The 24,613-nt window shown below is 73.3% G+C and carries 33 protein-coding genes and 1 pseudogene; 4 read left to right on the plus strand and 30 right to left on the minus strand.

Translation table 11 applies throughout. The features are described from left to right. Positions 1-13: 13 nt before the first annotated feature. From ACFXMG_RS34765 to ACFXMG_RS34910, 30 genes are all read right to left on the minus strand, one after another. Positions 14-742, minus strand: coding sequence for a hypothetical protein (locus tag ACFXMG_RS34765; RefSeq protein WP_383814157.1), 729 nt, complete (start codon positions 740-742; stop codon positions 14-16). A 111-nt stretch (positions 743-853) separates the two neighbouring features. Further along, the gene (locus tag ACFXMG_RS34770; RefSeq protein ID WP_383814155.1) at positions 854-1,018 is read right to left on the minus strand and encodes an Rmf/CrpP fold protein; all 165 of its coding nucleotides are present in this window, start codon (positions 1,016-1,018) and stop codon (positions 854-856) included. A gap of 3 nt (positions 1,019-1,021) precedes the next feature. Continuing rightward, a complete protein-coding gene (locus ACFXMG_RS34775; protein WP_383814154.1) occupies positions 1,022-3,037 on the minus strand; it encodes a phage minor capsid protein in 2,016 nt (671 codons plus the stop codon). A 16-nt stretch (positions 3,038-3,053) separates the two neighbouring features. After that, on the minus strand, positions 3,054-4,532 hold the full coding sequence (locus ACFXMG_RS34780; protein ID WP_383814152.1) for a phage capsid protein: 1,479 nt from the start codon (positions 4,530-4,532) through the stop codon (positions 3,054-3,056). Next, on the minus strand, positions 4,529-4,762 hold the full coding sequence (locus ACFXMG_RS34785; protein ID WP_383814150.1) for a hypothetical protein: 234 nt from the start codon (positions 4,760-4,762) through the stop codon (positions 4,529-4,531). The genes ACFXMG_RS34780 and ACFXMG_RS34785 overlap by 4 nt, the downstream gene beginning before the upstream one ends. A gap of 12 nt (positions 4,763-4,774) precedes the next feature. Then, the gene (locus ACFXMG_RS34790; RefSeq protein ID WP_383814149.1) at positions 4,775-6,013 is read right to left on the minus strand and encodes a PBSX family phage terminase large subunit; all 1,239 of its coding nucleotides are present in this window, start codon (positions 6,011-6,013) and stop codon (positions 4,775-4,777) included. 3 nt (positions 6,014-6,016) lie between these two features. Continuing rightward, entirely contained in the window at positions 6,017-6,550 is a 534-nt protein-coding gene (locus tag ACFXMG_RS34795) for a helix-turn-helix domain-containing protein (protein ID WP_383814147.1), read from the minus strand. Positions 6,551-6,639: 89 nt separating this feature from the next. Then, positions 6,640-7,056, minus strand: coding sequence for a hypothetical protein (locus ACFXMG_RS34800; RefSeq protein WP_383814145.1), 417 nt, complete (start codon positions 7,054-7,056; stop codon positions 6,640-6,642). A gap of 250 nt (positions 7,057-7,306) precedes the next feature. Then, a complete protein-coding gene (locus ACFXMG_RS34805) occupies positions 7,307-7,744 on the minus strand; it encodes a hypothetical protein (RefSeq protein ID WP_383814566.1) in 438 nt (145 codons plus the stop codon). Between the two features lie 84 nt (positions 7,745-7,828). Then, positions 7,829-8,584: a hypothetical protein gene (locus tag ACFXMG_RS34810; protein WP_383814143.1), complete on the minus strand. Its 756-nt coding sequence runs from the start codon at positions 8,582-8,584 to the stop codon at positions 7,829-7,831. 65 nt (positions 8,585-8,649) lie between these two features. Beyond that, positions 8,650-10,317 carry a hypothetical protein gene (locus tag ACFXMG_RS34815; protein WP_383814141.1) on the minus strand — a complete coding sequence of 556 codons (1,668 nt, stop codon included), beginning with the start codon at positions 10,315-10,317 and terminating at the stop codon, positions 8,650-8,652. Positions 10,318-10,534: 217 nt separating this feature from the next. Next, positions 10,535-11,368: a hypothetical protein gene (locus tag ACFXMG_RS34820; protein WP_383814139.1), complete on the minus strand. Its 834-nt coding sequence runs from the start codon at positions 11,366-11,368 to the stop codon at positions 10,535-10,537. Further along, on the minus strand, positions 11,365-11,601 hold the full coding sequence (locus ACFXMG_RS34825; protein ID WP_383814137.1) for a hypothetical protein: 237 nt from the start codon (positions 11,599-11,601) through the stop codon (positions 11,365-11,367). The genes ACFXMG_RS34820 and ACFXMG_RS34825 overlap by 4 nt, the downstream gene beginning before the upstream one ends. Next, positions 11,598-12,380: a hypothetical protein gene (locus ACFXMG_RS34830; protein ID WP_383814135.1), complete on the minus strand. Its 783-nt coding sequence runs from the start codon at positions 12,378-12,380 to the stop codon at positions 11,598-11,600. Before ACFXMG_RS34830 ends, ACFXMG_RS34825 begins: the two co-directional genes overlap by 4 nt. After that, positions 12,377-12,631 (minus strand): hypothetical protein, encoded by a 255-nt coding sequence (locus ACFXMG_RS34835; RefSeq protein WP_383814133.1) that lies wholly within the window; start codon positions 12,629-12,631, stop codon positions 12,377-12,379. Before ACFXMG_RS34835 ends, ACFXMG_RS34830 begins: the two co-directional genes overlap by 4 nt. Further along, positions 12,628-12,768 carry a hypothetical protein gene (locus tag ACFXMG_RS34840; RefSeq protein WP_383814131.1) on the minus strand — a complete coding sequence of 47 codons (141 nt, stop codon included), beginning with the start codon at positions 12,766-12,768 and terminating at the stop codon, positions 12,628-12,630. The genes ACFXMG_RS34835 and ACFXMG_RS34840 overlap by 4 nt, the downstream gene beginning before the upstream one ends. Further along, complete coding sequence (locus tag ACFXMG_RS34845; protein WP_383814129.1) at positions 12,765-13,445, minus strand: hypothetical protein; 681 nt, start codon at positions 13,443-13,445, stop codon at positions 12,765-12,767. Before ACFXMG_RS34845 ends, ACFXMG_RS34840 begins: the two co-directional genes overlap by 4 nt. An 80-nt stretch (positions 13,446-13,525) precedes the next feature. Next, complete coding sequence (locus tag ACFXMG_RS34850; protein WP_383814127.1) at positions 13,526-14,008, minus strand: single-stranded DNA-binding protein; 483 nt, start codon at positions 14,006-14,008, stop codon at positions 13,526-13,528. After that, the gene (locus ACFXMG_RS34855) at positions 14,008-14,520 is read right to left on the minus strand and encodes an HNH endonuclease (protein WP_383814126.1); all 513 of its coding nucleotides are present in this window, start codon (positions 14,518-14,520) and stop codon (positions 14,008-14,010) included. The genes ACFXMG_RS34850 and ACFXMG_RS34855 overlap by 1 nt, the downstream gene beginning before the upstream one ends. A gap of 295 nt (positions 14,521-14,815) precedes the next feature. Continuing rightward, complete coding sequence (locus ACFXMG_RS34860; protein ID WP_383814125.1) at positions 14,816-15,376, minus strand: hypothetical protein; 561 nt, start codon at positions 15,374-15,376, stop codon at positions 14,816-14,818. Further along, entirely contained in the window at positions 15,373-16,086 is a 714-nt protein-coding gene (locus ACFXMG_RS34865) for a cell surface glycoprotein (protein ID WP_383814123.1), read from the minus strand. The genes ACFXMG_RS34860 and ACFXMG_RS34865 overlap by 4 nt, the downstream gene beginning before the upstream one ends. Then, the gene (locus ACFXMG_RS34870) at positions 16,083-16,988 is read right to left on the minus strand and encodes a hypothetical protein (protein WP_383814121.1); all 906 of its coding nucleotides are present in this window, start codon (positions 16,986-16,988) and stop codon (positions 16,083-16,085) included. Before ACFXMG_RS34870 ends, ACFXMG_RS34865 begins: the two co-directional genes overlap by 4 nt. Further along, complete coding sequence (locus tag ACFXMG_RS34875) at positions 16,985-17,269, minus strand: hypothetical protein (RefSeq protein ID WP_383814119.1); 285 nt, start codon at positions 17,267-17,269, stop codon at positions 16,985-16,987. The genes ACFXMG_RS34870 and ACFXMG_RS34875 overlap by 4 nt, the downstream gene beginning before the upstream one ends. A 67-nt stretch (positions 17,270-17,336) precedes the next feature. After that, entirely contained in the window at positions 17,337-17,573 is a 237-nt protein-coding gene (locus tag ACFXMG_RS34880; RefSeq protein ID WP_383814117.1) for an aromatic ring-opening dioxygenase LigA, read from the minus strand. Further along, positions 17,570-18,214, minus strand: a complete 645-nt coding sequence (locus ACFXMG_RS34885; RefSeq protein ID WP_383814116.1) for a hypothetical protein — start codon at positions 18,212-18,214, stop codon at positions 17,570-17,572. Before ACFXMG_RS34885 ends, ACFXMG_RS34880 begins: the two co-directional genes overlap by 4 nt. Beyond that, the gene (locus ACFXMG_RS34890; protein ID WP_383814114.1) at positions 18,211-19,302 is read right to left on the minus strand and encodes a Rad52/Rad22 family DNA repair protein; all 1,092 of its coding nucleotides are present in this window, start codon (positions 19,300-19,302) and stop codon (positions 18,211-18,213) included. Before ACFXMG_RS34890 ends, ACFXMG_RS34885 begins: the two co-directional genes overlap by 4 nt. Continuing rightward, positions 19,299-19,832: a hypothetical protein gene (locus tag ACFXMG_RS34895; protein ID WP_383814112.1), complete on the minus strand. Its 534-nt coding sequence runs from the start codon at positions 19,830-19,832 to the stop codon at positions 19,299-19,301. Before ACFXMG_RS34895 ends, ACFXMG_RS34890 begins: the two co-directional genes overlap by 4 nt. Then, complete coding sequence (locus ACFXMG_RS34900) at positions 19,829-20,215, minus strand: hypothetical protein (RefSeq protein WP_383814110.1); 387 nt, start codon at positions 20,213-20,215, stop codon at positions 19,829-19,831. Before ACFXMG_RS34900 ends, ACFXMG_RS34895 begins: the two co-directional genes overlap by 4 nt. A 60-nt stretch (positions 20,216-20,275) precedes the next feature. Beyond that, positions 20,276-20,461: a hypothetical protein gene (locus tag ACFXMG_RS34905; protein WP_383814109.1), complete on the minus strand. Its 186-nt coding sequence runs from the start codon at positions 20,459-20,461 to the stop codon at positions 20,276-20,278. Next, positions 20,458-20,676, minus strand: a complete 219-nt coding sequence (locus ACFXMG_RS34910) for an XRE family transcriptional regulator (RefSeq protein ID WP_383814107.1) — start codon at positions 20,674-20,676, stop codon at positions 20,458-20,460. The genes ACFXMG_RS34905 and ACFXMG_RS34910 overlap by 4 nt, the downstream gene beginning before the upstream one ends. 260 nt (positions 20,677-20,936) lie before the next feature. Here ACFXMG_RS34910 and ACFXMG_RS34915 point away from each other — a divergent pair, with 260 nt between their 5' ends. From ACFXMG_RS34915 to ACFXMG_RS34930, 4 genes and pseudogenes are all read left to right on the plus strand, one after another. Beyond that, complete coding sequence (locus ACFXMG_RS34915; protein ID WP_383814105.1) at positions 20,937-21,401, plus strand: XRE family transcriptional regulator; 465 nt, start codon at positions 20,937-20,939, stop codon at positions 21,399-21,401. A 25-nt stretch (positions 21,402-21,426) separates the two neighbouring features. Further along, complete coding sequence (locus tag ACFXMG_RS34920; RefSeq protein WP_383814103.1) at positions 21,427-21,816, plus strand: hypothetical protein; 390 nt, start codon at positions 21,427-21,429, stop codon at positions 21,814-21,816. Continuing rightward, positions 21,813-23,612 carry a recombinase family protein gene (locus ACFXMG_RS34925; RefSeq protein ID WP_383814102.1) on the plus strand — a complete coding sequence of 600 codons (1,800 nt, stop codon included), beginning with the start codon at positions 21,813-21,815 and terminating at the stop codon, positions 23,610-23,612. Before ACFXMG_RS34920 ends, ACFXMG_RS34925 begins: the two co-directional genes overlap by 4 nt. Positions 23,613-23,634: 22 nt before the next feature. Next, positions 23,635-24,600, plus strand: a pseudogene (locus ACFXMG_RS34930) (AMP-binding protein); the annotation flags it as partial. Positions 24,601-24,613: the final 13 nt, after the last annotated feature.

Genomic DNA, 24,613 nt, shown 5'->3' on the forward strand with positions numbered 1-24,613 from the left:
GCCGGGGGGTTGGTCACCCGCCGGCGAGGCGCCGGTAGGTGTCGGGGTCGGAGCCGTACAGCTCGGCGCGCGCGGCGTAGTCCATGGCGGCGAACTGGGCGGCGGTCACGGCCTGGGGGCTGCTGGTGAAGTCGGCGCCGCCGCGCTGCGGGCCGCCCTGCTGCTGGGCGGCGAGGCGCGGATTGGCCGTGATGGCGGCGGTGATCGCTGCCGTGACGGCGGCGGTGTCGGCCGGGTCGAGGTCGGCTGTGGCGTCGGCGAACGCCCGGGAGTCGGCGAGCGCTGCCGCGTCGGCGCCGGCGGCCGGGGCGAGGTTGTAGACGGCGAGGCGCAGCTCGGCGGAGCGGGTCCGGGCCTGCTGCGCGGTGAGCTGCTGCGTGAGCTGCTCGGGGGTGGCGGGCTTGTCGGCGGCGTCCGGATCGATCACTGCCATGAGCTGCTTGATCAGATCGGTGCGGGCGTCGTCGGCGGCGCGGTGCTTGGCGGTGACCCTCTGGTTTCCCGCCTCCTGGCGGGCGCGGGTGAGTTCGTTCTGCAACCGGGCGATCGTGGCGGCCGGGTCCTCGCCGGGGGCCGGCGCGGCCGGGGCCGGGGCCGGGGTGGGCGTGGGGTTCGGCGGGGTGCCCTGCGGCGCGGTGGTCGGGTCCTGCCCGCCCGGCTGTGCGGTGGGGGTGCCGCCCTGGCCCGGGTCGCCGGTCGGGCCGGTCGACGGGGCGGTCGAGGTGGGGGTCGGGGTGCTCATGGTGTCGCCCTCCTGGGGTGACTCGGGGGCCCGCTCCTGGCGGGCTCTGGACATGCGAAAGGGGCCCCTGCGCCTGGCGGGGGCCCCTTCGGGGTGGTGCTGGTGGTGCTGCTACTCGTCCGGCTCGGTGACCGGGCGGGCGCGGGCGTAGCCGCGGATCCACGCGGTCCGCAGGATGTCCGTACGTGGGTACGGGCACCTGCTCGGCGGCTCGCCGTTCCGAGCGGCGAGGTCGCCCTCGATGATGGCGCGGGCGATGTCCTCGCGGGCTCCCACTGCTCACCTCTTGTTCTGCTGGTCGCTCTCGTTGTGCCGGGCGCCGGCGGCCCATCGCTGGGTCTTGCCGGTGACCTGCTCGATGAACTCCGCCTGTGTGAGGCGGCCGTGTTCGGCCCACCACTCTTTCAGCTCGTCCGATGCTCGCGCGTACGCGATACGGGCGGGGCCGCTGAACAGGCTTCCGGGGTCCACCCCGGCCGCCTTGGCCTTCCGGTTCAGGAGGTAGCCGTTACAGGCGTCCTCGGCGTCTGCGTACTGGCGCCATACGTACTCGTCGTAGAGGGCCCTCGCTTCGCGTCGGGTGATCAGGTGCCGCTCGTCCTGGTCGCCGTCCTCTCCGCGGGCGCGGGCGGCGGCGGCCTTCATGACCGCGTCCCAGAATGCTTCGTCGTGGGCGGGCTGCTCGTCGGCGAGGGCGCCCCACCCGGCCGGGTCGGGGGCGGGGTCCATCGCCTCGGCGAGGGCGTCGCGGTCGGCGAGCAGGTCGTCGACGGCGTTGCCCGTGGCGGCCGGCGGCGGCAGGGGGATGCCGTCGCGGCGGTCCATCTCCGCGGCGATCCTGAGTACCTCGTCGGCCGTGGCGTGCTGAATCGCCCATGCGAGGTCGTCGTCGCCGACGTCTGCGAGGTCCCCGGCGAGGTGCCCGCCGGGAAACAGGCGATCGGCGCGGGCGGCGAGGTCGTCGAGGTCGCGGCGATCGGCCTCGGCCTCGACGCGGGCGAGGGCGCGGGCGTCCATGGGGCCCGACCCGACGGCGCCGGCGAGCTGGTCGTCGGTCATCTCGCGTATGGTGCGGTCGTCGCCGGACCACACCCGTGCGTTGTCGAGCTGCTCGGGCGTGACCTCGGGCCGCTGCTGCGACGCCTGCCCGCGCTGCGGGGTGCGCTGCTCGGGCGGGAGGTTCCCGGCGCCGTCCTGCTCCCGAACTCGGTTGCGGCGCAGGTCGGGGTGATCGGCGAGATGCTGGCGCATAGCCGCTTGCCACTGGCGCGTCTTGGCCTCGGCGGCGGCGCGGTCGCGGTCGTTCAAGGCGGTCGCGGCGCGCCGCTTGTACTTGCGGATCGTGCGCTCGATCTCCCGCTGACGCTGTCCGGCCTCGTACCCGTCGGGGTCGGGCTCGGCGTCGTCCACGCGGGTAAGGCCCGGGGTGTATGCGCTCACGCTGTGGCGGCAGTTGGGGTGCTGCAACCCCTTCTGGCGGGCCTCGTCGAGAGATCCGGCGACGTGCACCGTGACCATCTCGCCGTCGCGGGTGGCGTGCTCGACCTCGACGTCGCGCGGGCCCGGCGGGCCCGCGACGGTGAGTACCTGCCTCTCCCACGGGCGGCAGAGCGGACACTCGCGCGGCGAGTTGGAGACGACCACTAGGTCGACGCCGGCCGTGGTGAGGGTCTGCATGTGGGCCTCGGTCGCAGCCCGGCCGACTGACGTCCGCATGGCCATCTCCGCGTATGCGGTGAGCGACCAGGGGCGGCCGGAACGGTCGCGGAATCCCGTGATGCCCCGGTCGGCAAACTGCCTCATGGCGTCCTGGGCGGCCTGGCGGCGGGTGGCTGTGCCGAGGAGAGGCTCGGCGCTGGCGGCGGCCACAACGGCGCGGTATCCGTCGTCAACGGCGCGCAGGATGCTGCGGTGCGTCGCGGTGAGGAGGTCGACGGTCTCGGCGGCGAGGCGGTCGACCGCCTGCGCCTGGGGCAGGACGTCGTCGACCAGGCGCACGGCGTCGTCGGACAGGGCCCCCAGCTCGGCGACACCCGCGCGCGCGCCGACGTTGTACGCCTCGGCGATCACGTCGTGCACGTCGAGGGTGACGGCCTGGCCAAGCTCGGTGACGACGGCCTGCGAGGCGCGTCGTACCTGCTGGATCGCCCCGAGTTTCCGCTCGGCCCACGACGGGGCGTCGAGGCCGGCGGCGAGCTGGCGGGCGATGATGCCGAGGAGACGGACCTCCGCGGCGGCGTACAGGTCGCGTACCTGCTCGGCGAGGGGCTCGACCATGCCGGGGTGGATGGGCACGGGCTCACCCCCTGGCCTACATCGGGAAACTACCGACGGGGTCCTCGACGGCGGTCTCGGCGAGGATGGCCGCGACCTCCGCGTTCACGCGGGCGTCGTCCCAGTCGGGGCGGCGCATTCTCACCTTCTCCGGGGTGCTGATCGCCTTGGCGCGGTCGAGGATCTCGATGGTGCTCGCGGTCTGCATCTCGGACTCGGCCACGCCGTCCCCGAAATCGACGCTGACGGGGTCCAGCTTGTTGCGGCCTCCGAAGTGCGCGTTGTCGAGGGCGAGCAGACACACGGCCTGCTCGCGGATCCCGTAGCGCCAATACCCGGACTTCTTCCGACGGGTGACGATGGACCGTTGGTCGCGGCCCTCGTACTCGGTGGCCGTGATCGGGGCCCGGTCGCCATCCATGCCGAACGACTGCGCGTTGTACCCGGCCGACTGCGCGCACTGCCGTACGAGTGCCTCCGCCGTGCGCTGGTGCTGCTCGACCCGGATGTCGGGCTGGAACAACTCCAGTGACGCGCCGCCGTCGGTGGGCGGGATGTTGAGCGCGTCGTAGATCTCGCGGTCGAGGTCGAACGTAGCGCCAACCCCGGGGCCCTCGTTGCGCAGGTAGCCGCGGGGAACGGTGAGGCGGGCGCGGGCGAGCACGATCTCGCGCATCCAACTCGTCCACGTGGTGTCCAGCGCGGCAAACTCGTCGTACAACGGGGCCGCGTAGTCGCTGCGCCCCAGGGCGCTCCCCCTCATGAGCCGGTTGGGCAACATGTTGGGCACGTACGAGGCGGAGAGCATCTCCACCCCTGTGGCAACGGTAGTGCCGTCGCCGGAAAGGTCGAGGGCCTCGACCAGGGCGCGGGTGTCCGGGTGCTCGGGGAGCGGAACGCGGCGACCGAGGTTGTCGGCGGTCCCTTCATACAGTCCGTGCTCGACCTCGCCGACGGCGTGCCGTTCGAGGTGGCGCCACACGGTGGACGTGGTCGACCCGGGAAGCTCGCGCCAGAAAACCACCGACGCGAGTAGCCCATGGCGAAAGGTGGGGATGGCCTGGTCGGGCTGTACAACGGTGAGGATCGGGCGGTCCTTGACGACGGCGCGGTCCCACGTCGAGCGCAGGAAGACCCCGGAGAGGGCCGCGGCCTGCTCGCCGCCGGACAGAAGTACTTGCTGCACGCGGCACTCGTCGAGGAGCGTCGTCAGCCGGTCCATGGTCGCCGTGTCGGCGGCCGTGATACCCGGCATGTCGGCGAAGAGCAGGTCCGCGCTCGTGCTGGCGATGTCCCCGGCGAGGGGAACGTGCAGCCGGACCTTTCGGGCCCGGGGCGCGGACGCGGAACGGCCGATCAGGCGCCGCACGGACGGGGCCGGCGCGGTGCCGTCCCCGTACAGGGTGGCGAGCTTCCGGGGGTCCCCGGAGTACCACGCGTCGTCGACGCGCATCTGCGCGTATACCGGGGCCCACTCGGGAGGCGGCCACGGCGCACCGTTCTCGGGCAGGCTCACGACGTATTCACCTCCTGGCGCTCGTCACCGCACGGGATGTGCACGGTGGTCGTGAGGGGGCCGTCACCGTGCCGGATCGTCCGGCCTTCGCGGTCCTTCACGAACAGGGTGGCGGTCACGCCCTGGTCGGCGTCGACGGTCACGGTGCGGAGCAGGGCGGCGGGGAGGCCGAGGGTCCGGGCGACGGCGCGCCGCTGGTCGAGCGAGACGCGGGTCGGAATCGTGGTCATGGGGGTGCCTCCTTACGCAGAGCGGGTGAGCAGGTGGCGCCACTCGTGCGCGGTGGAGTGCACGGCGTACCTGAGCGCGTCGACGCTGTGGTCGTCGATCTTGAGCGGGGCGTCCTCGCCGCGGAGGGTGGCGGCCGGGTCCCATGAGTAACCGGGCATCTCGCCGAGCAGGCCCTCGCACGACCGGTGTACGAGCAGGCGGTCGGCGGCGAGCAGGCTTGCGACGCTGCGGATTCCGTCGGCGACGGCGTTATCGGCGCGGGCGACGCCAGGGTGCCCGTCCTGCCATAGCTGGGTGCTGAAACTCTTCGCCGACGGGTCGATGAACGTCCACTCGGGAACGACGTCCACCTCGTCGAGCCACGCCCGGACGGCATCGCTGTACTGCCTGTCGGTCATCGGGCGGTGTGTCCGACGGCCGTCGTACCGCCACTCTGCGCACGCGTACAGGCGATGGTCGGTACCGATGCCGAGCAGGACGGCGGAGAAAGGATTCGTCGTGCCGTAGTCGATGCCCACGAAGTGCCGGCGCATCGTGGGCAGCTCGGCGACAACGTGCCGGCCTTCGTCCCACTCGGAGTAGATGGCGCCCTCAGCGACGACCCATGCGCCGTCGATCATGCGTCGACGCCACAGGCCCGTGTACTCCGCGTGAAGCGACGCGATGTACTCGGCCGACAGGCTCGGATTGTCCGCCAACCGGAAGTGCCACGCCCTCATGTCCAGCTCGTCGAGCCGGTCGAGGTACTGCGTCCGCAGCCAATGGCGGGGGCTGTCCGGGTTGGTCGTGGCGTACAGCCTTGCCCCGGGGACGGACAGGCGGGCGAGTAGCTGCGTCCACATCGCCTCGGGCAACAGGGTTGCCTCGTCGACGTAGGCGAGCTGGGCGGTAAGGCCACGTAGGCGGCCCTCGGCCCGGGCGTCGGCGGCGCCGATCAGGTGCACGGTGCGCCCGAGGACCGTCGCCGTGGTTGCCCCGCGGGTGTGCACGACCAGCCGTGCCAACGGCCCGAACAGTGAGGCGTCTTGGAGGGGTTCGAGAACGTTGCGTTCGATCGTTTGCAGGCTGCGCCCGACGATGATGATCAGGCCGGACGGCCCGGCCGTGGCGACGGCGATCACGAAAGCGAGCAGGCTCGCGATGGTCTTACCGCTGCGGACCGACCCGTGCCAGAGGTTGATACGGGCGGTCGCCTGCCCGATCGACAGGAGTTGCTTTCGGGACAGGGGCAGGCGGTCGAGGTCGAGCAAGGCTCACCCCCCGCCGGCGCTCCCGTCGTCGTCGAGGGCCTGGTCGTCGTTGGCGGCCTGCGTCAGTGCCTCGCCGAGTGCGCCGAGCATCGAACGGACCTGGGTAGCGTCGTCGCCGCCCTCGGCGGGGGCGAGGCGTAGCGAGGTGCCGACGGCCGTCTGCACGGCGGCGACGATGGCGCGCTGGTCGGGGAAGCGGGGGCGGTCGAGGTCGGCCGTACGCCATTCGCCGTCGCGGCCGGCGAACTCGCCGTGCGTCGTCTCCTCCCAGAGCTGCGCCCGCAGCTTCTCGGCGTCGGTCTGTAGGTCGAGGGCGAGGGCGGCGCGGCGGGCGGCAAGGTCGGCGGCCCGGACGCGGGTTGCGGCCTCGACCTGCTCGGCGCGGTCGAACGTGAGGGGCGGCTCGCACTGTGCGGCGATCTTCGACACGGTCGACGGGGAGCGTGTGAGGACGCGGGCAATCTCGTTGCGGGACTTCCCCGCGGCGTGCAGCTCGCGCACCTGGCGGCGGTCGGCGTCCGTGATGGGGCGTGCCATCGGCGGTCACCTCCTCGCCGGGGGCGGTCTTGGGCGGGGTACGCCGACGGCCCGGCTCCCAGTACGGGGCCGGGCCGTCGAGGCGAGGGTTAGGCGGTCTTGCAGAACGGGCCGAGGGCGGCGTTGATCGCCTTCGCCTCGGCCGCGGTCACCTCGTGGTCGCCCGTGCTGAACCGCTGTTGCGCCACGCTATCCACGGTCTTGGATCCGCCGTTGATCGCGGAGCACTGGTTGCGGGCGCGGTCGATGGCCTTGTCCTCCTTGGCGACGATCGCGGGGTTCACGGCGCGCAGTGCGTCGAGGAGCGCGGTGCGGTCGGCGCCGGTCGGCTCGGGGGGGATGCCGGCCTTCTTGGTGTCGGCGGTCGCGGTGGCGGTCGCGGTGGACGCTTCGGCGCCGTCCTTGGATGAGGGCTTGGCAGGCGGGTTGTCGGCGGTACCGCACGCGGTGAGGGCGAGCAGGGCGGCGGCGGCGGACGTGGCGAGAGTGGCGGCGGTGCGGTTCACGGGTGGATTCCCCCTGGGCGTGCGGATGGGTCACGGGTGTGACTCGTGGGGGGCCCGGAGGGTTGTACAGCAACGCCCTCGCTACCGGGGAAGGGGCGAGGGCGTCGGGGTGGTGTCCGTTTCCGGGCACGCCGGGGACGCCCTCAACATTAGGTCACAGATTGATAACGGTGCAAGCGTGATCGCCTCGCGTGCGCGCGGGCGGGCCCGCGTCCGGTCGTCCGCGTCCGACAGTCGGGGGCGTGGTGTCCTACGGCTGTCGGACGGGCAGGCCGGGGATCGGTCCGGCGCGACGGAACAGGCGGCGTCCGCCGGGGGCCGGTGCCGACGGCGGTACGGCGGGGGCGGGCGGGCGTGCGACGGCCGGGGCCGGGGGCGTCCGACGGGCGTCATACGCGCTGGTCACGGGGGGCGCGGGTGTCGGACGCGGCGGCTGCATGGCGGGGTCCTGGTGGAGCTGGTAGGCGAGCAGGACGGGCGCGGTGCCGACGGGCACAACGCCTTCGGCCCATGCGGTCCGGTACATGTCGGCAACCTGTCGGACGGCGAGACGGATCGCGTCGGACAGGTTGGCGCCCGTACGCATGACGACGGCGAGGTCGGCGGCGAGCTGGTCGTCGACGCGGACCGACGGGCGGGTGCCGGCCCTCGGCGGGGTGGGCTGCTGGTTACTCTTGGCGGTAGCCATCGTGTGGGGTCGCTCCTGTTCGGTGGTGAGGGCCCGCCCATCGGTTGTGAGGACTGGGGGCGGGCCCGTTTCTGTTGTGCGGGCCTACTGGGCGTCGCGCTCGGCCGTGTGCACGGCGTCGGCGTCGGGGCCCTCGTCGCCCTCCCACATGACGATGCGGGCGCGCTGGTCGTGGGCTCCGGTCTCGGCGAGCAGGCGTTCGGCGAGCTGGTCGAGGTCGGCTGGCGTCGCCTCGTCCTCGCCGGACTCGCGGCCCGTCCACGCGTGCCCGTCGGCGTCGAGCGTGTCGATACGCCACGTGTACCGGCGCAGCTCGCCGGCGGCGGCGCGGTACTCCTTCCCTTGCCGGATGAACTGGGTAACCCTGCTCGCTCCGTAGCTGGTCTCCCGTGCGATTTCGTCGGGGCTCCACCCCTCCTCGCGGGCCTTGTGGGCGATGCGGGGCATCGCGTCGGCGAGGGCGACGGACACGCGCCGGATGATCCCGACGTCGGCCGGGTCGACCTCGGCGGCGAGGCGGTCGAGCAGGCGGTCGAGGTCGCCGGTCCCGGCGTTGCGCGGGTCGGTGGCGTCGCGGTGCGCGCGGGCGATGCTGCGCAGGTTCGCGCGGTTCAGCGGGTCCACGGGGCCCGGGGTCGAGGTGGGCAGGACGCGGCCGGCCCGACGGTCGGCGACGTACTCGTCGATCATGCCGAGGATGCCCGCAAGGATGCTGGCCTGGTGGGTGCCGAGGGCTCCGCCCTGGGCAGCCGTCCGCCCGGCGTCGGACAGGTACGCGCGGAACTCGGCGAGGGTCTCGACGTCCTGGTCGTCGTCGTGGGGCGGCCGCTCGTTGCTCATCTGTAGTGCTCCTGTCGGGAGGGGCGGGGCCCGCCCCCGGGCGGGGGCGGGCCGGTCGGTTTTGGCTACTCGGGGCGCCACGCCATGACGCAGCGGCGGGTGTTGGCCTCGATCTTCCACCCGGCCTTGCGCAGCTTGTCGGCGCCGATCTCCAGCTCGACGGCGAACGGCGCGCCGTCCGGACGGACGTAGCGGCCGGCCTCGACCCAGTACAGGGCGAGGCGGCCCTGTCCGCGGGGCTCGACCAGGAATCCCCATGCGGACGGCTCGTGGTCGAGGTCGCCGGGCTGGCCGGCAACGTCGGTGTGGTCGGTGACCTCGGCGAGGCGGAGGGGCGCGAGGACGGCGAGGGCGGCGCGGGCGTCGGGGTCGGTCGAGTGCTTGGGGGCGCTCCCCTGCGTGCGGCCGTTGTGCTCGACGATGACGCCCTCGACCACACGGCGGGCGGGTGCCTGCTCGATCCGGCACACGCTGCGCTGCGCCCACGTGCGGCGGGTAAGGCGCGCGGCGGCGCCGAGTCGGTTCGAGGTGCAGTCGACGACGACCGTGTCGTCGGTCTTCGTGCGCACGGTGCCCGTTCGCATGAACGGGTGTCCGTCGCCCCCGTAGCCGTTGTTCGCCGTCAGAAAGGTGACGACGTCGCCCTCGGCCACGTCGCGGAAGTCGACGGGCTCGGCGGCCTGCTCGGCGGTCCGGGCGTCGATGCGGGCCTGTACGGCGGCCGGGACGGGGGCGCCGTAGGTGCGGTGTTCGGCGGCGATCCGGTCGTCGGTCTTGGCGCGGTACGCGGCGCGGTCGGCGTCGGCCTTGGCCTTGATACGGGCGAGGGTGTCGTCATCGAACGACACGCGGACGACGACCGGCTCGGGGGCGGTGGTGGTGGCGCGGCCGTCGAAAAGTGCGCCCTGCTCGACCGTGGGGTCGGCGACGAACAGGATCTCGTCGGCCGGGGTGTCGCCGATCCACTCGCCCCGCCACGTGCCGTCGGTGGCTTCGGCCTCGGTGACCAGGGCGGCGGCATGGCGCAGTTCGTCGTCGAGCAGGGCGTCGGTGGCGCGGTGAGCGTCGTACAGGGTGACGGCCTCGGCGACGGTGGCGACGCCGGCCTCGGCCTGCTCGGCGTGCTCGACGGCGTCGACGACATCGGTGGCGTCGGCGAACGCGTCGGCGGCCTGCTGCTCGGCGCGGTCGAGGCGGGCGGCGGTGCGCTCCTGCTCCTGGTCGTGCTGCTGGGCGAGCTGGTCGGCGGTGAGTTCGGAGACGTACAGGCGGCGGCGGGAGAAACCGCGGTGCTTGCGGATGATGGCGCGGACCTCGGGCAGGGCCTCGGCGCGCGGGGTCATCTCCTGGTAGGTCTCGCCGTAGACGCGGGCGGCCTCCTTGCCGGTGACCGGGTCCATGATGGTCCACCAGCCGGACGGCTCGTCGCGGACGGGGGCCGGCGCCTGCTCCTGCTCCTCGTCGACCGGGGCCGCGGCGGCGGGGGTGTGTCCGGCGCGCTGCATCCACAGGCGGGCGGCGCGGGCCTCGGCGGTGGTGTGCAGGCCGCGGTTTTCGAGGATGGCCTCGGCGTACGCGCTGATCACGTGCAGCACGCGGGTGCTGGTCGGCTTGATGACCAGGGTCCGGCCCCGGCCGCGGCGTGCGGCGTCGAGGACGGCGGTCGTCTCGGTGTCGGCGATGGTCTGGCGGGTGAGGTGGTCGGCGAGGGCGCCGGGGATAACGGTTTCCACAGTGTCGCTCCTGTGTCGGTTGGTGGTGCCGGGTGAGGGCCGGCGGTCCGTCCGGGGTGAGGGCCCGTTGGGAGTGCCTACGATGCCATTGCAGCAACCGTTACCGCAATCATTACCGCAATGATTGCGGTAATCGTTACTCAACAGTGATGGGGTGCGCCCGGAAACGACAACACCCCCGAGGGACGGTGCTCCCCTGGGGGTGTGCCTGCCGTGCCTACGCGGCCGGGGCGGTGCGCCCCTCCTCCAGCGCGGCGAGCAGGCCGACCAGGGCGGGCCCTCGCCACGCCCGGCGCCCGCGGTCGGTGTCGACGGGGGCCGGGCACGACGGGCCGGTCGAGCAGGTCGCGACCGCGGCCCGGGGGTCGCCCCCACCGTTGTGCACGGTGATCCGGCCGGCCGTGCAGAACGGGCACGGCTCGTCGAGCGTGATCGTCCGGGACTCGCGCCCGAGCGCGGCCTCGACGCGGCGGCGCGCGGCGCGGGCGACGTCGGCGAGCTGGTCGACCAGGGGCGCCGGGGTGGGGGCGAACAGGGCGCGGTCGGCCGGGTCGTCGTCGAGGGCGCGCCCCTCCAGCCACACGCACGCCCAGTGCAGGCCGTACACGCGCGACCCTGTCGAGGTGATCGCCCCGGGGCCGGCGTCGCGGTGCGTGGGCAGGCGCCACAGGCGGGGGTCGTCCGGGGCGCCGATCGACCATGTGCCGCGGGGGTCACGGGTGGGGAGCTGCACGCGCTCGGCGACGGCGTCGCACATGTCGAACACGTCGCGCTCAACGGCGAGGGCGGCGTCGAGGGCCCGCAGATCGGCGGGCGCGGGGTGCTCGCGCAGGATGAGCGGCAGGCGGCCGACGACGGGCTCGACGGCCTGGTCGTCGTCCTCGTGGTCGGCGGCGGCGAGCTGGTCGAGGAACCCGCGGCGCTCGTACGGCATCCACTCGGCGCGGCGCGGCGGCTCGCCGATGGCGGCGAGCAGGTCGCCCCACTGCTCGCGCACGGCGGTGAGGTCGGCGGCGGCCTGGGCGCGCACCTGGGCTATGGGGCTGCTCATCGGTCCTCGCACGGGTCGTCGTCGACGTCGAGGTCGACGGGTACGGGCAGGACGGTGCCGGGCCGGGTGATCTTCGGCGCCTTCGGGGTGCTGGGCGCCTTCGGGGCGACGCGGGGAGCGGGGGCCGGCCGCGGGGCGACGGCGGCGCACGCCGACCCGGTGTCGCACGCGACGACTGCGGCGGCGCCGATCACGACCAGGGCGACGGTGGCGGCGGTGGTGCGGGTGCTCATATGGCGCGGTTCTCCTGGGACGGGTGGGCGAGGGCGCGCCGGATGGTGTCGGCGAGGGCGTGCCGCCCGTCGGCGTACGCAATGGTGCTGACGGTGCCGAGACGGGGCCGGGGTTCGGTGGGGAGCGCGGCCCGGACGGCTCGGCGGGCGCGGCGGGCGGCGAGCCATGCCGTCCGGTACCGGTCGGCGCGGTGGCGCTCGGCCCGGATGTCCTGCGTCGCCTCGACGACGTTGCGGCGCTCGGTGGCGAGGGCGATGTCGTGCCCGCGCTTCTGCTCGGCGAGCAGGGCCTCGGGCGAGTTGGCGGCGGCGAGGAACGGGGCGCGGGCGCGGCGGTCGGCCTGCCAACGGTCGGCGAGGTCGCCGGCCTTGCGGTGCTCGGCGGGGGCGGCGTCGACGGCGGCCCATACGGCGTCGGCCGGAACGGCGGCGCGGCGGCCGACCAGGGCGAGGACGCGGGAGACGGCGGCGCGCTGGTCGGCGGCGGTCCGCTCCTGGCGGGCGCCGTACTCCTTGGCCTCGGCGAGGTAGCTCTCAGCGGTCCGGGCGCGCTCCTCGGCGGCGGCGAGGGCGGCCTCGGCGGCGCGCTGCTCGCGGGTGCGGGCGCGCTTGGTGGTGGTGAGGGTGGCGCGCTGCTCGTCGGCGAGGCGCTGCTCGGTGAGTACGTGCTCGCGCAAGAGGGCGGCCTCGGCGTCGGACAGGCGGTCGAGGCGGGCGAGCAGGACGGCGACAACCTTGCGGCGGTCGGCGCGGTCGCGGTCGCGGCGCTTGGGGGTCATGCCTGCTGCTCCTTCGCTTCGGCGCGGGCCACGTCGGCGATCGTGTGCAGGCGCGCGATGAACTGGTCGAGGTGGTCGAGGGGGATGGATGCGCCGGCGGGCGAGGTGTGGAAGTAGATCCCGGGGCCCTGTCCGGGGATGAGCGAGGCGGCGGCGAGGAACTGGTCGCCGTCGGGGTCGGTGTGCCGGTAGCAGGGCGTCCCGTGCTCGTCGGTCCGGTACTGCTCGGGCTCGGTGGTTGGGGTGCTCACTGCTCGGGCTCCGTGTCGGTGGGCTCGGTGTGGTGGGCCCGCCCGGGCTCGCCGCGCAGGGTCCACGCGATCAGGTGGACCCCGGCGGCGAGCAGGGCGGCTGCGACGGTGAGGGTTGCGGCGAGGGCGAGGGTCACGGGGTGTGCTGCTCGGCGAGGGCCTGGTCGCGGTCGAGGCCGGCGGCGTACGCGGCGACCAGCTTGCGGGCGTTCTCGTAGCCGGTGAGCAGGTGGCGGGACGATCGGGTGAGTCGCCAACGGGTGCGGATGGCGCGGTAGTCGGCTTCGATCAGGGCCTCGATCTGGCGGGCGTGGGCGGCGAGCAGGATGCGGCTGGCGGCGAGGGCCTGGGCGGGGGTGCGCGACAGGGCGGTGCCGAGCAGGACGTCGCGGAGTGTGGCGAGGGCCTGGTCGTGCTCGCCGTCGTTGAAGTCGAGGGCGCTGCGCACGAGGGTGGCGTCGAGGTCGCCGTCGGGGTCCGGGGCCGAGCTGGGCGCGGGGGCGGTGTCCTCGCCGGCGAGCTGGGCGGCGAGCTGCTCCGCGAGGGCCTGCGTGTACGTCTTCTCCGCCTGGGCGACGGCCTCGGGGGTCGGGTCGAGGGCGTCGTGCAGGGGGCACGGGTTGCCGGTGCGCTGGGCGGTCTCGCATCGGCCGGCGGGGCTGTCGAGGCGGTCGGCGAGGCGGCGCAGCATGGCGGCGGCGTCCGGGCGGGGGAGGTTGCTCAGTACCTCGCCCGGGCCGGAGTTGGGCACGGCGACGATCAGGCGGTGCGTGGCGAGCGAGGCGACGGCGAGGCGGGCGGGGGTGCGGGTCATGGTGGGGTCGCTCCTGTCTGGGGGTGCGGTACGCGTGTGCGCCCGCGCGTGAGGGGGTGCGCGTCCGGTCGCGCGGGGGGCTAGAAGGGGGGTTCGTCGGTGTAGCGCTGGGGCTGCTGTTGGGCCCACGGGTCGCCCTGGGGGCCGCGGTGGGGCTGCTGGGGGGTCTGCTGGCCGTATCCCTGGGCGGTGTTGCTGCTGGTGCCGCCCTTGGTGACGGTGGCGGTGGCGTTCTTGAGCGCGGGGCCGACTTCCTCGGCCTTGACCTCGTAGGACGCTCGGCGTTCGCCGTCCTTCTCGTAGGTGCGCTGGGCGAGGGTTCCGACGACGATCACGCGGTCGCCGCGGCCAATGGATCCGGCGACGTTCTCGGCCTGCTGGCGCCACACGGAGACGGACAGGAACAGGGTCTCGCCGTCCTTCCACTCGTTGGCGGTGCGGTCGAAGGTGCGGGGGGTCGAGGCGATGCGGAAGTTCGCGACGGCTGCGCCGGCGGGGGTGAATCGCAGCTCGGGGTCGGCAACGACGTTGCCAACGACGGTGATCGGGGTTTCTCCGGCCATCAGGCGGCGGTCCTCTCGGGGGTGGTGCGGGTGGGAAGGGTGGCGACGGGGGCGAGCTGGGGCTCGCGGGTGCGGCGGGCACGGTCGCGGGCGCACGCGCGGCACTTGCGCATCCCGTTCGGGTGCGACGGCGGGTAGGCCACGTGCACGTTGGTGGGGTCGGTGAGGTCGTGGCCGTGCACGCATCGCGTGCGGCGAGCGTTGACGGCGCTGGGGCCGGTCGACCGCAGGACGTTGGTGCGGTGGTCGACGGCGTCGAGGTGGTCGGCGGCGACGCAGTGCCGGACGCTGCACGTGTGGTCGAGTTCGAGGCCGGCCGGGATGGGGCCGCGGTTGTGCTCGTACGACCAGCGGTGCGCGGGTACGACGCGGCCGTCGACCCAGAAGCGGCCGTATCCGTCGCGGTCGAGGGATTCCTCGGGCCAGAGCAGGCACGGGGTGTCGAGGCCGGCCGGGACGGGTCCGGGGGTCGTCTTGGCGGCGAAGCGCTCGGCCGGGGCGGTGCGGGCCATTGGGGACGTACCTCCGGGGGATGTGAGGCGGGGCTCGGGACGTGTGCTCGGTAACTAACAACCGAGGTAGAAAGTTAGCAGGCGGGGGGCGCGCTGTCTCCGGGGATGCGCCCCCCCTGCTGTGCTGGTCAGGGCCGGGAGCCGGGGACCTTGACCCCGTACGCGGGCCTGACGTCCCACCCGCAACGTTCCAACTCGGCAGCAACTCGTCGGGCGGTGTCGGCCGGGCCGTCGACGACGTCGCGGGCGGCGTCCTCCAGCGCGGCACGGATTACGGCAACGGCGGCCGGGGCGGTCATCGCTGCGCCCCGGTGATATGCCGGGCGCGCTGGCGGTTCTCGGGCCGGACGATCGCGGGCGGCATCATCAGGGCTCGGGCGTCGCGGGCGGCCTCGGCGGCGAGGCGGTCGCGGCGGCGGCCGGCCTCGACGGCGGCCCGGGCGCGGTCCTCCCACTTGGCCTCGACGGCGGCCCGGGCCTCCATCCATGCGAGCCACGTGCGGTGCCGGTCGTCGGCGTCGGGCCGGTAGTCCGCGGGGGTCGGCGGGTGCCCGGCGGCGGCGAGCTGCTGCTCGGCGGCGGCCTCGGCGAGCCGGGCGGCGCCGTTGATCTCCTCGACGGTGGTCCAGCGGTCCCACCCGGCGTGCTCCTGGACGATCACATACGCCCCCTTGGCGACCAGCTCGCGCACGACGCGGCGGGCGTGCTTGCGGTCGGACGTGCGGACGACGACCGGCACGTCGGGCCGGTGGTCCCAACTGCCCTCGATACGCCACGCGTTGGTGTTGCGGGTCGTGTCGCCGCTGTTGGCCTTGCGGCGGTGGGTGCGGGCCCTCTTCGGGGTGGCGTGGCTCATGCGGCGGTCTCCTGGGCGGCGTAGTGGCGGGCGTTCGCGTCGTCGAGGCGGGAGGGGTGCGGCTTGGCGCGGCGGCGGGTCGCGACCGCGGACGTCTTCGGGTTGGTCCGTACGTCGCGGCAGGGGGCGCCGGGCTCCGCCTTGCACCACCCGCACGGCACCGACAGGGGGTCGGGCATGCCTGCGGTGGCGAGGCGTTCCCGCTCGGCGCGGACGGGCCGGTAGGCGGCAAAGGTCTGGGCGACGGTGCGCGGCATGTACGTCCCCAGTGCGGCGAGGCGCCGCTCGACCTCGACGGCGGGCGGGCCGGACGTGAGGGCGCGGTGCGTGACGGGCGGCCGGTGCCCGGCGGCGACGGCCTGGCGCTCGGCGCGGAGCGCGGCGACGTACGCGTCGCCGGTCTCGTCGTCCGGGTTGATCTCCGGGTGCGCGGTGGGCTCGAACGTGCCGACGTGGCGGCTCATCACATCCGTCTTGTGGGCGTGCCACGGACGGGACACGTCCGACGGCTGGATCCGGTAGGGGTTGCGGGCGATGTAGTCGCGGGCGACGCGGGCGGCGTCCCACCCGTGGGCCTGGGCGGGCACGTCGCTGAGCAGGTCGCACCACTGGGCGAGGCGTTCGCCGGCGGCGGCCTGGTCGTCGAGGGCGAGGCGGGGGTCGAGGCGGACGACGTAGGCGATCAGGGCGGCGACTTCGCGGGGGTTCACTGCTGGGCCTCCATGGCGGCGAGGGCTTCGGCGAGGTAGTCGGCGGACTGGGCGACGCGTCCGCGGGGCTGGGAGCGGTCGAGGGGGATCACGTTCGAGCGGGCGGGCCCGGCCGGGGCGGTGGCGGGGATGGTGCCGGGCTCCGGGGCGGGCGGTAGGGCCTGCCAGCCGCGCAGGAAGTACCGGGCGTGGGCGACGCCCTTCCGGGCGCGGTGGGCGGCCTGTACGGCGGCCTGGGCGAGCATGTCGGCGCCGCTGCGCTTCATCAGGGCGTCGACGACCAGCCACTCGCCGGGGGCGAGGGTCCACGCGACCAGGACGCCGGCGGCGGTGATCTGGTCGACCAGGGGGCGGGCCTTCGCCGGGATCGTGGCGACCTCGGCGCGGTACTCCCCCCTCCCTCCTTCATTCACTCCGTCTATGGGTGAGTGATGGGGGCCGGATTCCGGCCCCATAGGGGGCCGAATCTCGGTCCCAAAGAGGGGCGCGGGGTCCTGTACGGGGGGACCGGACTCCGGCCCGGTAGAGGGGCCGGATTTCGGCCCGGTAGCCGTTAGGGGGCCGGATTCCGGCCCGTGGGCCTGCGGGGCTATGGGGCCGGATTTCGGCCCGGTACCGCGGTACCGGCGGACGTAGTTGACGGCTCCGGGGATCTTGTAGCGCGTCGCCCGGCTGCCCTTGGCGGGCTCGTCCTCGACCAGCTCGTCGGATGCGAGGGCGGCGTCGACGGCGGCCCGCGCGGTCGACCTGCTCACGTTGAGCCGCTGCATGATCTCGGCCGTGCCCATGCTGGCGAGCGCGTCGGGGCCGGTGATCGCGTCGGCAATGGCGAGCATGACCAGCCGCGCGTTTCCCCGCGTCCGGGAGTGCTGCCACACCCAGTCTTGTGCGTCGAGGGTCATCGGGCGGCCTCGGCGGCGAGCTGGGCGGCCCACTGGTCGAGCAGGCCGGTACGGGCGGCGGCGAGGCCCACGCAGCGCGGGCACCATGCGAGGCCGGCGGGCGGCGTCTGGGGGGCGGGGTCGAGCAGGACGGCCGGGGAGTGGGTGACGTCCCATCCGGTGGTGCCGCACTCGCCCTGACGGCCGGGCATCGGCCCGTCCTCGCGCATGATGTGCAGACGGCGCACCTGGGCGGCACGGCGGCCGGTACGGACGCTGTATCCGCGGTAGAAAGCCCTCATCGGGGGTTGCTCCTGTTGCTGGGGGCGCCCGGGGCGAGGGCGGGGTGTCACCTCGCCCCGGGGCCGGTCACGGGGTGGCGCGGCGGTGGGTGCGTGAGGGCTGGTGCTCGTCGCATCGCCACCCGCACGGGTAGGGGCGGACCTGACGGGCGCCGCACTGGGGGTTGCCGTGCTCGCACACCTTCGGCGGCTTGCGGGCGGTGGCCGGGGCGTCGACGGCGAGCTGCCCGGGCACGGTCTCGGGCGACGGCTCGTCGAGGCGCCGGCGCATGGCGGCGAGCCTTGCCGTCGTTGCCCGGGTCACTGCTCGGGCTCCGTGGGCTCCGTGGGCTGGGCGGCCGGGGCGAGGGCGGGCAGGAACCCGAGCAGGGCGCCCGCGCGCCATGCGGCGGCGACCAGGTCGCGCCCGCTGGCGGGCTGCGCCTTGCTCCCCCGGGTGTAGGTGAGCCGGTGCGAGGCGGCCCGGGACGGTCGCAGCTCGACGCCGGGCACGTCGTGCACGACGCCGGACGTGGTGTCGACGTACCGGGACGCGCCGGCCGCGGTCGCCTCGGCGAGCACCTTGCCCGCGAACCCGGGGCGCACGCTGGTGAGTACCTGGGCGGGCACGAACTCGACGACGTGCTCGCTCGGGTAGTGGTCCCGTACCCACTCGCGGAACGCCTCGACGTCGACGACCTGGGCCTCGCGCTCGCCCTCCGCCCTGCTCGACGAACCGACCTTTGTCCCGTCGGGCAGGCGGGCCTCGACCTTCGTCGTCCCCCCGGCCGTGTGCGACTTGTCGAGCAGGTCGTCGGCGGCGGTCTTAGCGGTGGTGTACGCGGCCTTGACCTCTGCGAGCAGGGCGCCGAGGACGGCCTGTCGGGTCACGGCCTCGCGGACGGCGACGGGGTCGGGCGCGGTCGGCTTGCTCGCGGCCTGCTCGGTCTGGGGCTGCTCGGTCATCGGCCGGCCCCGTTCTCGATCATGGCGCGGAACGAGTCGAGGGAGGCCACGGGGGCCTGCTCGATGGGCAGGCCGTGCACGCGCTCGAACGCGGCGTCGAGGTCGGCGAGGTGGGCGCGGCTCGCGGCGACCCTGAGCGCGCTCTCGGCCTGGGCGGCGGCCTGCTCGGGGTCGACGGCGGCCGGCGGGGTCGGCGGCGGCGCGGTCGGCCGGGCCGTGTCCTTCTTCCGGGGCCGGGCTCCGGGCTTGCTGGCGCCGATGTTGGCGACCTCGGCGAGGACGGCCGGGGCGACGCCTTCGGCCTTCGCGGTGTCGTAGAGCACGCGGACGTCGCCGGCGGTCCGGGCGGCCTTGGCCTTCGTGACGTAGCCGGACACCGTGGGCTCGCTCTGCTCGGCCCGGGCCTGTTCCCACGGGCCCGGCTCGGCGCGGTCGCTGCGGCGCGGCTGCTGCTCGGCGGCCGGGGCCTCGACGGCCTGCTGCTCGGGGGCGGGCTCGGGCTTCACCGGCTCGTCCTCGGCGGCGGCCTGCTCCGGGTCCGTCGGCGCGGTGTGCACGGCCGTCCACTGCACGACGGGTCGACGGCTGCTGTCGTTGTAGAGGGACAACCCGAACTGGTCGCCGAGATTCACGGCGCAGCGCTTGAGCGCCTGCGACAGCGCGGTCTTCATCGCCATGTCGTGGGCGTCGCCCAACGACGGCTGGTTGCGGCTGTCCCCCATGGCGGCGTCCTCCCACAGAGACAGGGGGCGGCCGTCGGGCGTCTTCACGGTGAGGCGCACCTGTGCGCGGTAGATGACGGTCCACCGGCCCTTGCTGATCTCGCGCTCGGAGATGCAGATCAGTTCGGATGTCTCGACGCTCCATCCCGCGAACCCGAAGACACGGTTGAGCCACCGACGGACGTCCCACGCTTCGACGTGGCTCTGTCGGTTGAGGGTCTGCACACGCGAGGGGTTGATCGGGGCGAGCAGGGTCGCGACCTGCTCGGGCGTGAGGTCGCGCGGTCCGGCGAGCTGCTCGACGGGGGGCTGCGGTACGGCGGCGAGGTGCCCGGTAAGGGGGGTGGCCAGGGTCGTGACGGTCATGCGGCGGGGGTCTCCTCGGTGAGCGGGCCGAACCGGGCGTCGACGGCGTGGAACGTCCACGGGTACGACGGACCGGTGCCGGCCTCGTGGGGGTCTCGGGGGGCAGGGCACGCGACGATCGGCTCGCCCCGCGGCGTGGTCTCGCCCGGGAAGATCCACCGCTCGCCCTCGCGGTCGACGTAGGCGGTACCGGTGGCGCGGTGAGCGAGGGCGACCAGTCGCCCGGCGAGCTGGTGAGCGGCGCGCGGGGTGAGGCGTACGGGCCGGGTCGCCTCGCCGTCGAGGTGATCCTCGACGGCCTCGCGGGTCTCGTCGGCCTCGGCGGCGGCGACCTCGCGGGCGTGCGGGGAGTTGTCGCGGCCGAGGTGGTCGCGGTGCCCGACGGCGGCGGCGTGCTCGACGAGCAGGGCGCCGATGGTGGCGGGGTCGTCCGCATACGCGGCGGCGAGGGCGTCGAGCAGGGGCGCGGTGATCCGGTCGAGGGGGACCTCGACGGCGCGGTTGTCGCGGGTGGGCTGCGGGCTGATCACGCGGTCACCGCCGGCGCGGTGTCGATGCCGAGCTCGGCCGGGACGCCGAGGGCGTCGACGGCGAGGTCGCCCGTTGCGGCGTTGTACGTACGGGGCCGGGACCAGTCGGCGGACGGGAAGGCGCGGCGGAGCAAGCCGTAGGCGGCGCGGCACGCGGCCGGGGTGGTGGCGATGGCGCGGCCCGTGGCGTCGACCAGCTCGACCCACGTGCGGGGCCGGTCGTCGACCAGGACGCGGACGGTGCGCACGCGGACGGTGCCGGGCTCGATCGCGTGGAGCTGGCGGGCCATGACGCCGATGAACCGGGCGCGGGCGGCGCCGCGGTGGGCGCCGTTGATCGCCTGGGCGGCGGGGGTGGTGCGGTGGTTACCCTGGTGCTGCATGTTGATCTCCTTCGGGGGATGAGGGCCGTCCGGGTCGCTTCCGGGCGGCCCTCTTGCGTTTCAGGCGGCGGCGCGGCGGGGGGTCTGCGCCTGCTGGGCCTGCTGCCGTTCGAGGCGGCGGCAGATCAGTTCGTGCTCGGGGGAGAGGCGGCCGGCGGCGCGGTCGCGGGCGATGCGGAGCCGGGCGCGGTCGAGGACGGCGCGGGCGTTCGCGATGGCCTGCTCGTACGGGATGACGTCGCTCATGCGGCGGCCTCGGTGACGGTGGGGGTGTAGAGGCTCGACGCGGAGATGCCGACGGTCTCGGCGACGCGGGCGGCGAGGTCGCCGCGGGGGGCGCCGATGCCGTTCCAGATCCGCCACGCGGTGGGGACGGAGAGGCCGGCCTCGCGGGCGAGCTGGGCGGGGGTGGTGATGCCGCGCATGTGGGCGGCGGTGTGCAACAGGGCGCGGTCGTACACGGGGGCGCTTCCTTCCGGCTGAACTAACTACCGAGACAGAAAGTTAGCACCTAATTTTCAAGGTTGGAAGTTAGGTCTTCAACGGGTCGGCGTAAACATCCGTCGACGTGGAGTAGTGGGGCGTACTAGAATCGGACACACGTGCGAACAGTGGGGTTCGTTCGAGCAATGCCATGCGCCAAGGGGGGCGATTATGAGCCAAAACCGGATCTTGCGGCCTCGCCCTGCCCACATGACAGAACGCGCGCTATCTTTCAACCGTGAAAAACAACAAGAGCCGTACAACCAATGGCACCACTCACGCGTCAGGGGCTACTGCCGAGTTCGGCGGTTGGCTCGCCGCCAAACTGGAAGGACTGGGCTACGACCTGTCCGGCCGACGCAGCGGCGGGCGGACAGCCTTCGCCAAGGACTCCGGCATCAGCATGGCCACGGTGATGCGCCTACTTAACAGCGAAATCCCAACGGATGTACGCATCCTGCGCACCCTCGCCGACGCCATCCACGAGCCCTACGCCGACATCCTCGTGCGCGCCGGCGTCCTCACCCCAGAGGAACTAGCCGCCGTCCGACGACCTACCGCGCCCCCGGGCGACCGCATCACACCCGACCAAGCCGCCGACGAACTCGGCATCACCGACCCCACCGAGCGCCGGCTGTTCCTGAAAATGACGGACACCCTGCGCCGCAGCACCCCACCCGGCGAACAGAGAGTCGCCGACTGAACCACAAACGGAGGACTCCCACCCCATGACCCGACAGCTCTACATCCCGTCGGCCACCGTGATCGTCCTGGGCACACTCGGCGCCCTGGCCGGAGTCCTCACCAACACCGTCCCCATCTGGCGCATCGGCGTACTGCTCGCCATCGTCGCGCTCCCCCCACTCGGCTACGCCCTGCTGCACCGCGCCAACCAGGCCACCGAGGAACAGCTCGACCACGCGTACCGAGCCGGCTACCACCGCGCGCTCACCCACGTGTCACAAGGACTTCTCGACGCCCCGGCCGCACCGCCGGACGGTGGCGAGGAAGCCGGGCACGGCCCGCATGGGGCCCACACCCCGTGCGACGACCCGCTCGGCAACGTGCGGCTGATCCGGCCGCACGGAAAGGACAACAACCCACGGAAAGCGGTATGAAACTAGACGTACCAGGCACATTTCGCGGCTCGCTCACGTTGGGCGAGCCGTGGATCGCGTACATCCGGGTCTCAACCTGGAAAGAGGAGAAGATCAGTCCGGAGTTGCAGCGAGCAGCGATCGACGCATGGGCCGAGAGCGTCGGCGTCCGGATCATCGACTACGTCATCGACCTTGACGAGTCCGGCCGGCACTTCAAGCGGAAGATCACGGGATGCGTCGAGCGCGTCGAGGCCGGCGGGGCCCGCGGCGTCGTCGTCTGGCGATACAGCCGATTCGGCCGCAACCGCACCGGCAACGTCATGTGGCTCGCCCGGTTGGAGGCCGCCGGCGGACGCCTGGAGTCGGCCACCGAGCGCATCGACGCCACGACGGCGATCGGAAAGTTCCAGCGCGACATGGTGTTCGCCTTCGGTAACTACGAGTCCGACCGCGCGTCGGAGCAGTGGAAGGAGGCACACGCCTACCGCGTGAAGGAACTCAAGCTTCCTGCCACCGGACGCCCGCGGTTCGGCTACATCTGGCACCCCCGCAAGATGGTGGACCCCGCCCAACCCACCGGGTGGCGCCTCCAACAAGAGCGCTACGCCTTCCACCCCGAGACGGCATCGGTCGTCGAGGAGATGTACGAGCGCAAGACCGAGGACCACGACGGCTTCAACGCGCTCACGCACTGGCTCAACGAGACGTTGGGGCTTCAGACCATGCGCGGGAAGGCGTGGGGGATGTCGAGCGTGGCCCGCTACCTCGACAGCGGATTCGCGGCCGGCCTGTTGCAGGTCCACGACCCCGAATGCCCGTGCCCGTACAGCTCCGGGACGATCAGCCGGTGCAAGAACGACCGGATGATGTACGTCCCCGGAGCACAGCCCGCGATCATCCTTCCCGACCAGTGGAAGGCGTACCGCGCGCACCGCGCCGAGACGAAGAAGACACCCCCGCGGGCCCGGAAAGCCACCTACCCGCTTACCGGCCTCATGGCCCACACCCGGTGCCGTTTCCACGTCAGCCACGCTTCCGGCACGGACTCCGTCACCAAGGAACAAATCCGCGGCAAGTGGGCGGTTTGCTCACGTCACAAGTCCGCGAACCGGCTCGACTGCCCGAAGGGCATCAACGTTTCGCGCGAAGAGGTCGAGGACGGCGTAAAGGCGTGGCTACAGCGGGAAGTCGTCGACGCGGTCGACGCCCTGGAGACGACCCCCGAGGAGAAGCAGGAGCGGCCGAAAGTCGAGGACCCGCGCGAGCGGGCGAAGCGCGAGCGGGCATGGCTACAGCGCGAGTTGACCAAGATCGAGGGGGCCATCGACCGTCTGATCGAGGACAACGCCATGGACCCCGACAAATACCCCGGCGACTCGTTCGCGCGCGTGCGCGACAAACTGGTCGGCCGCAAGGGATCGTTGGTCGCCGACCTGAACAAGTTGGGCAAGGAAGACGAACAGGAGGAGGCACCGCGCCGCGAGGACTTCCGCCCCCTGGTCGTCGGCCTGCTCGCCGAGTGGAAGTTGCTGAACGCGGTCGAGGCGAACGCCTTGCTGCGCCAGGTGATTCGGCGCGTCGCCCTGTACGACCACCGCAGCCCCGAAGGGTACTTGCGAGGCGTCACGGTCGAGGTTCACCCCGTGTGGGAGCCGGACCCATGGGCCCCCGTCAAGATCTGCCGCGGCCCTCTCGGGACTCGCGCGGGTTGGTCGCTTGACTTCCTGTGGGAACGGCCCGTCGAGGCCGCCGTCGAGGCTGAGGTCGACCAGGCCCTCGCCGACGGACCCGCCACCCTGGCCCTGATTAGGTGAAACAGGCCGTACCCCTTTAGAGCCACAGACTCACGTCAACGCCTGGGGCCTGCCGCACGCCACCTTCATGACCGGCATCAACATGCTCATGCCGGACCGTTTCCTCCAGCCGGCCCCGCTCGCCGAGATGATCGAGCGCGAGAAGCCGAGCCACGCCGCCGCCGTCCCCACCATCTGGCAGGGCCTGCTCGCCGAGGTCACCGCCAACCCGCGCGACCTCTCCTCCATGAAGCAGGTCACCATCGGCGGCGCCGCCTGTCCGCCCTCCCTCATGGAGGCGTACGACCGGCTGGGCGTCCGCCTCTGTCACGCCTGGGGCATGACGGAGACCTCCCCGCTCGGCACGATGGCGCACCCGCCGGCCGGGCTGACCCCGGAGGAGGAGTGGCCGTACCGCGTCACGCAGGGACGTTTCCCCGCCGGCGTCGAGGCCCGCCTGGTCGGTCCCAGCGGCGAGCACCTGCCCTGGGACGGCGCGTCGGCCGGCGAGCTGGAGGTGCGCGGCACCTGGATCGCGGGCGCGTACTTCGGCGGCCGGGACAGCGAGCCGATCCGGCCCGAGGACAAGTTCAGCGAGGACGGCTGGCTGAAGACCGGCGACGTCGGCGTGATCAGCCCCGACGGCTTCCTCACCCTCACCGACCGGGCCAAGGACGTCATCAAGTCCGGCGGCGAGTGGATCTCCAGCGTCGAGCTGGAGAACGCGATCATGGCCCACCCGGCCGTCGCCGAGGCCGCCGTCGTCGCCGTCCCCGACGAGAAGTGGGGCGAGCGCCCGCTCGCGACCGTCGTCCTCAAGGAGGGCGAGAGCGCCGACTACACGACCCTGCGGGACTTCCTCGCGACCGAGGGCGGCATCGCGAAGTGGCAGCTGCCGGAGCGCTGGGCGATCGTGCGGGCGGTCCCGAAGACCAGCGTCGGCAAGTTCGACAAGAAGGTCATCCGCAGGCAGTACGCGGAGGGCGAGCTGGACGTCACCCAGCTCTGAACAGCTCTGGCCA

Source organism: Streptomyces sp. NPDC059201 (genome assembly GCF_042754585.1).
Taxonomy (GTDB): Bacteria; Actinomycetota; Actinomycetes; order Streptomycetales; family Streptomycetaceae; genus Streptomyces.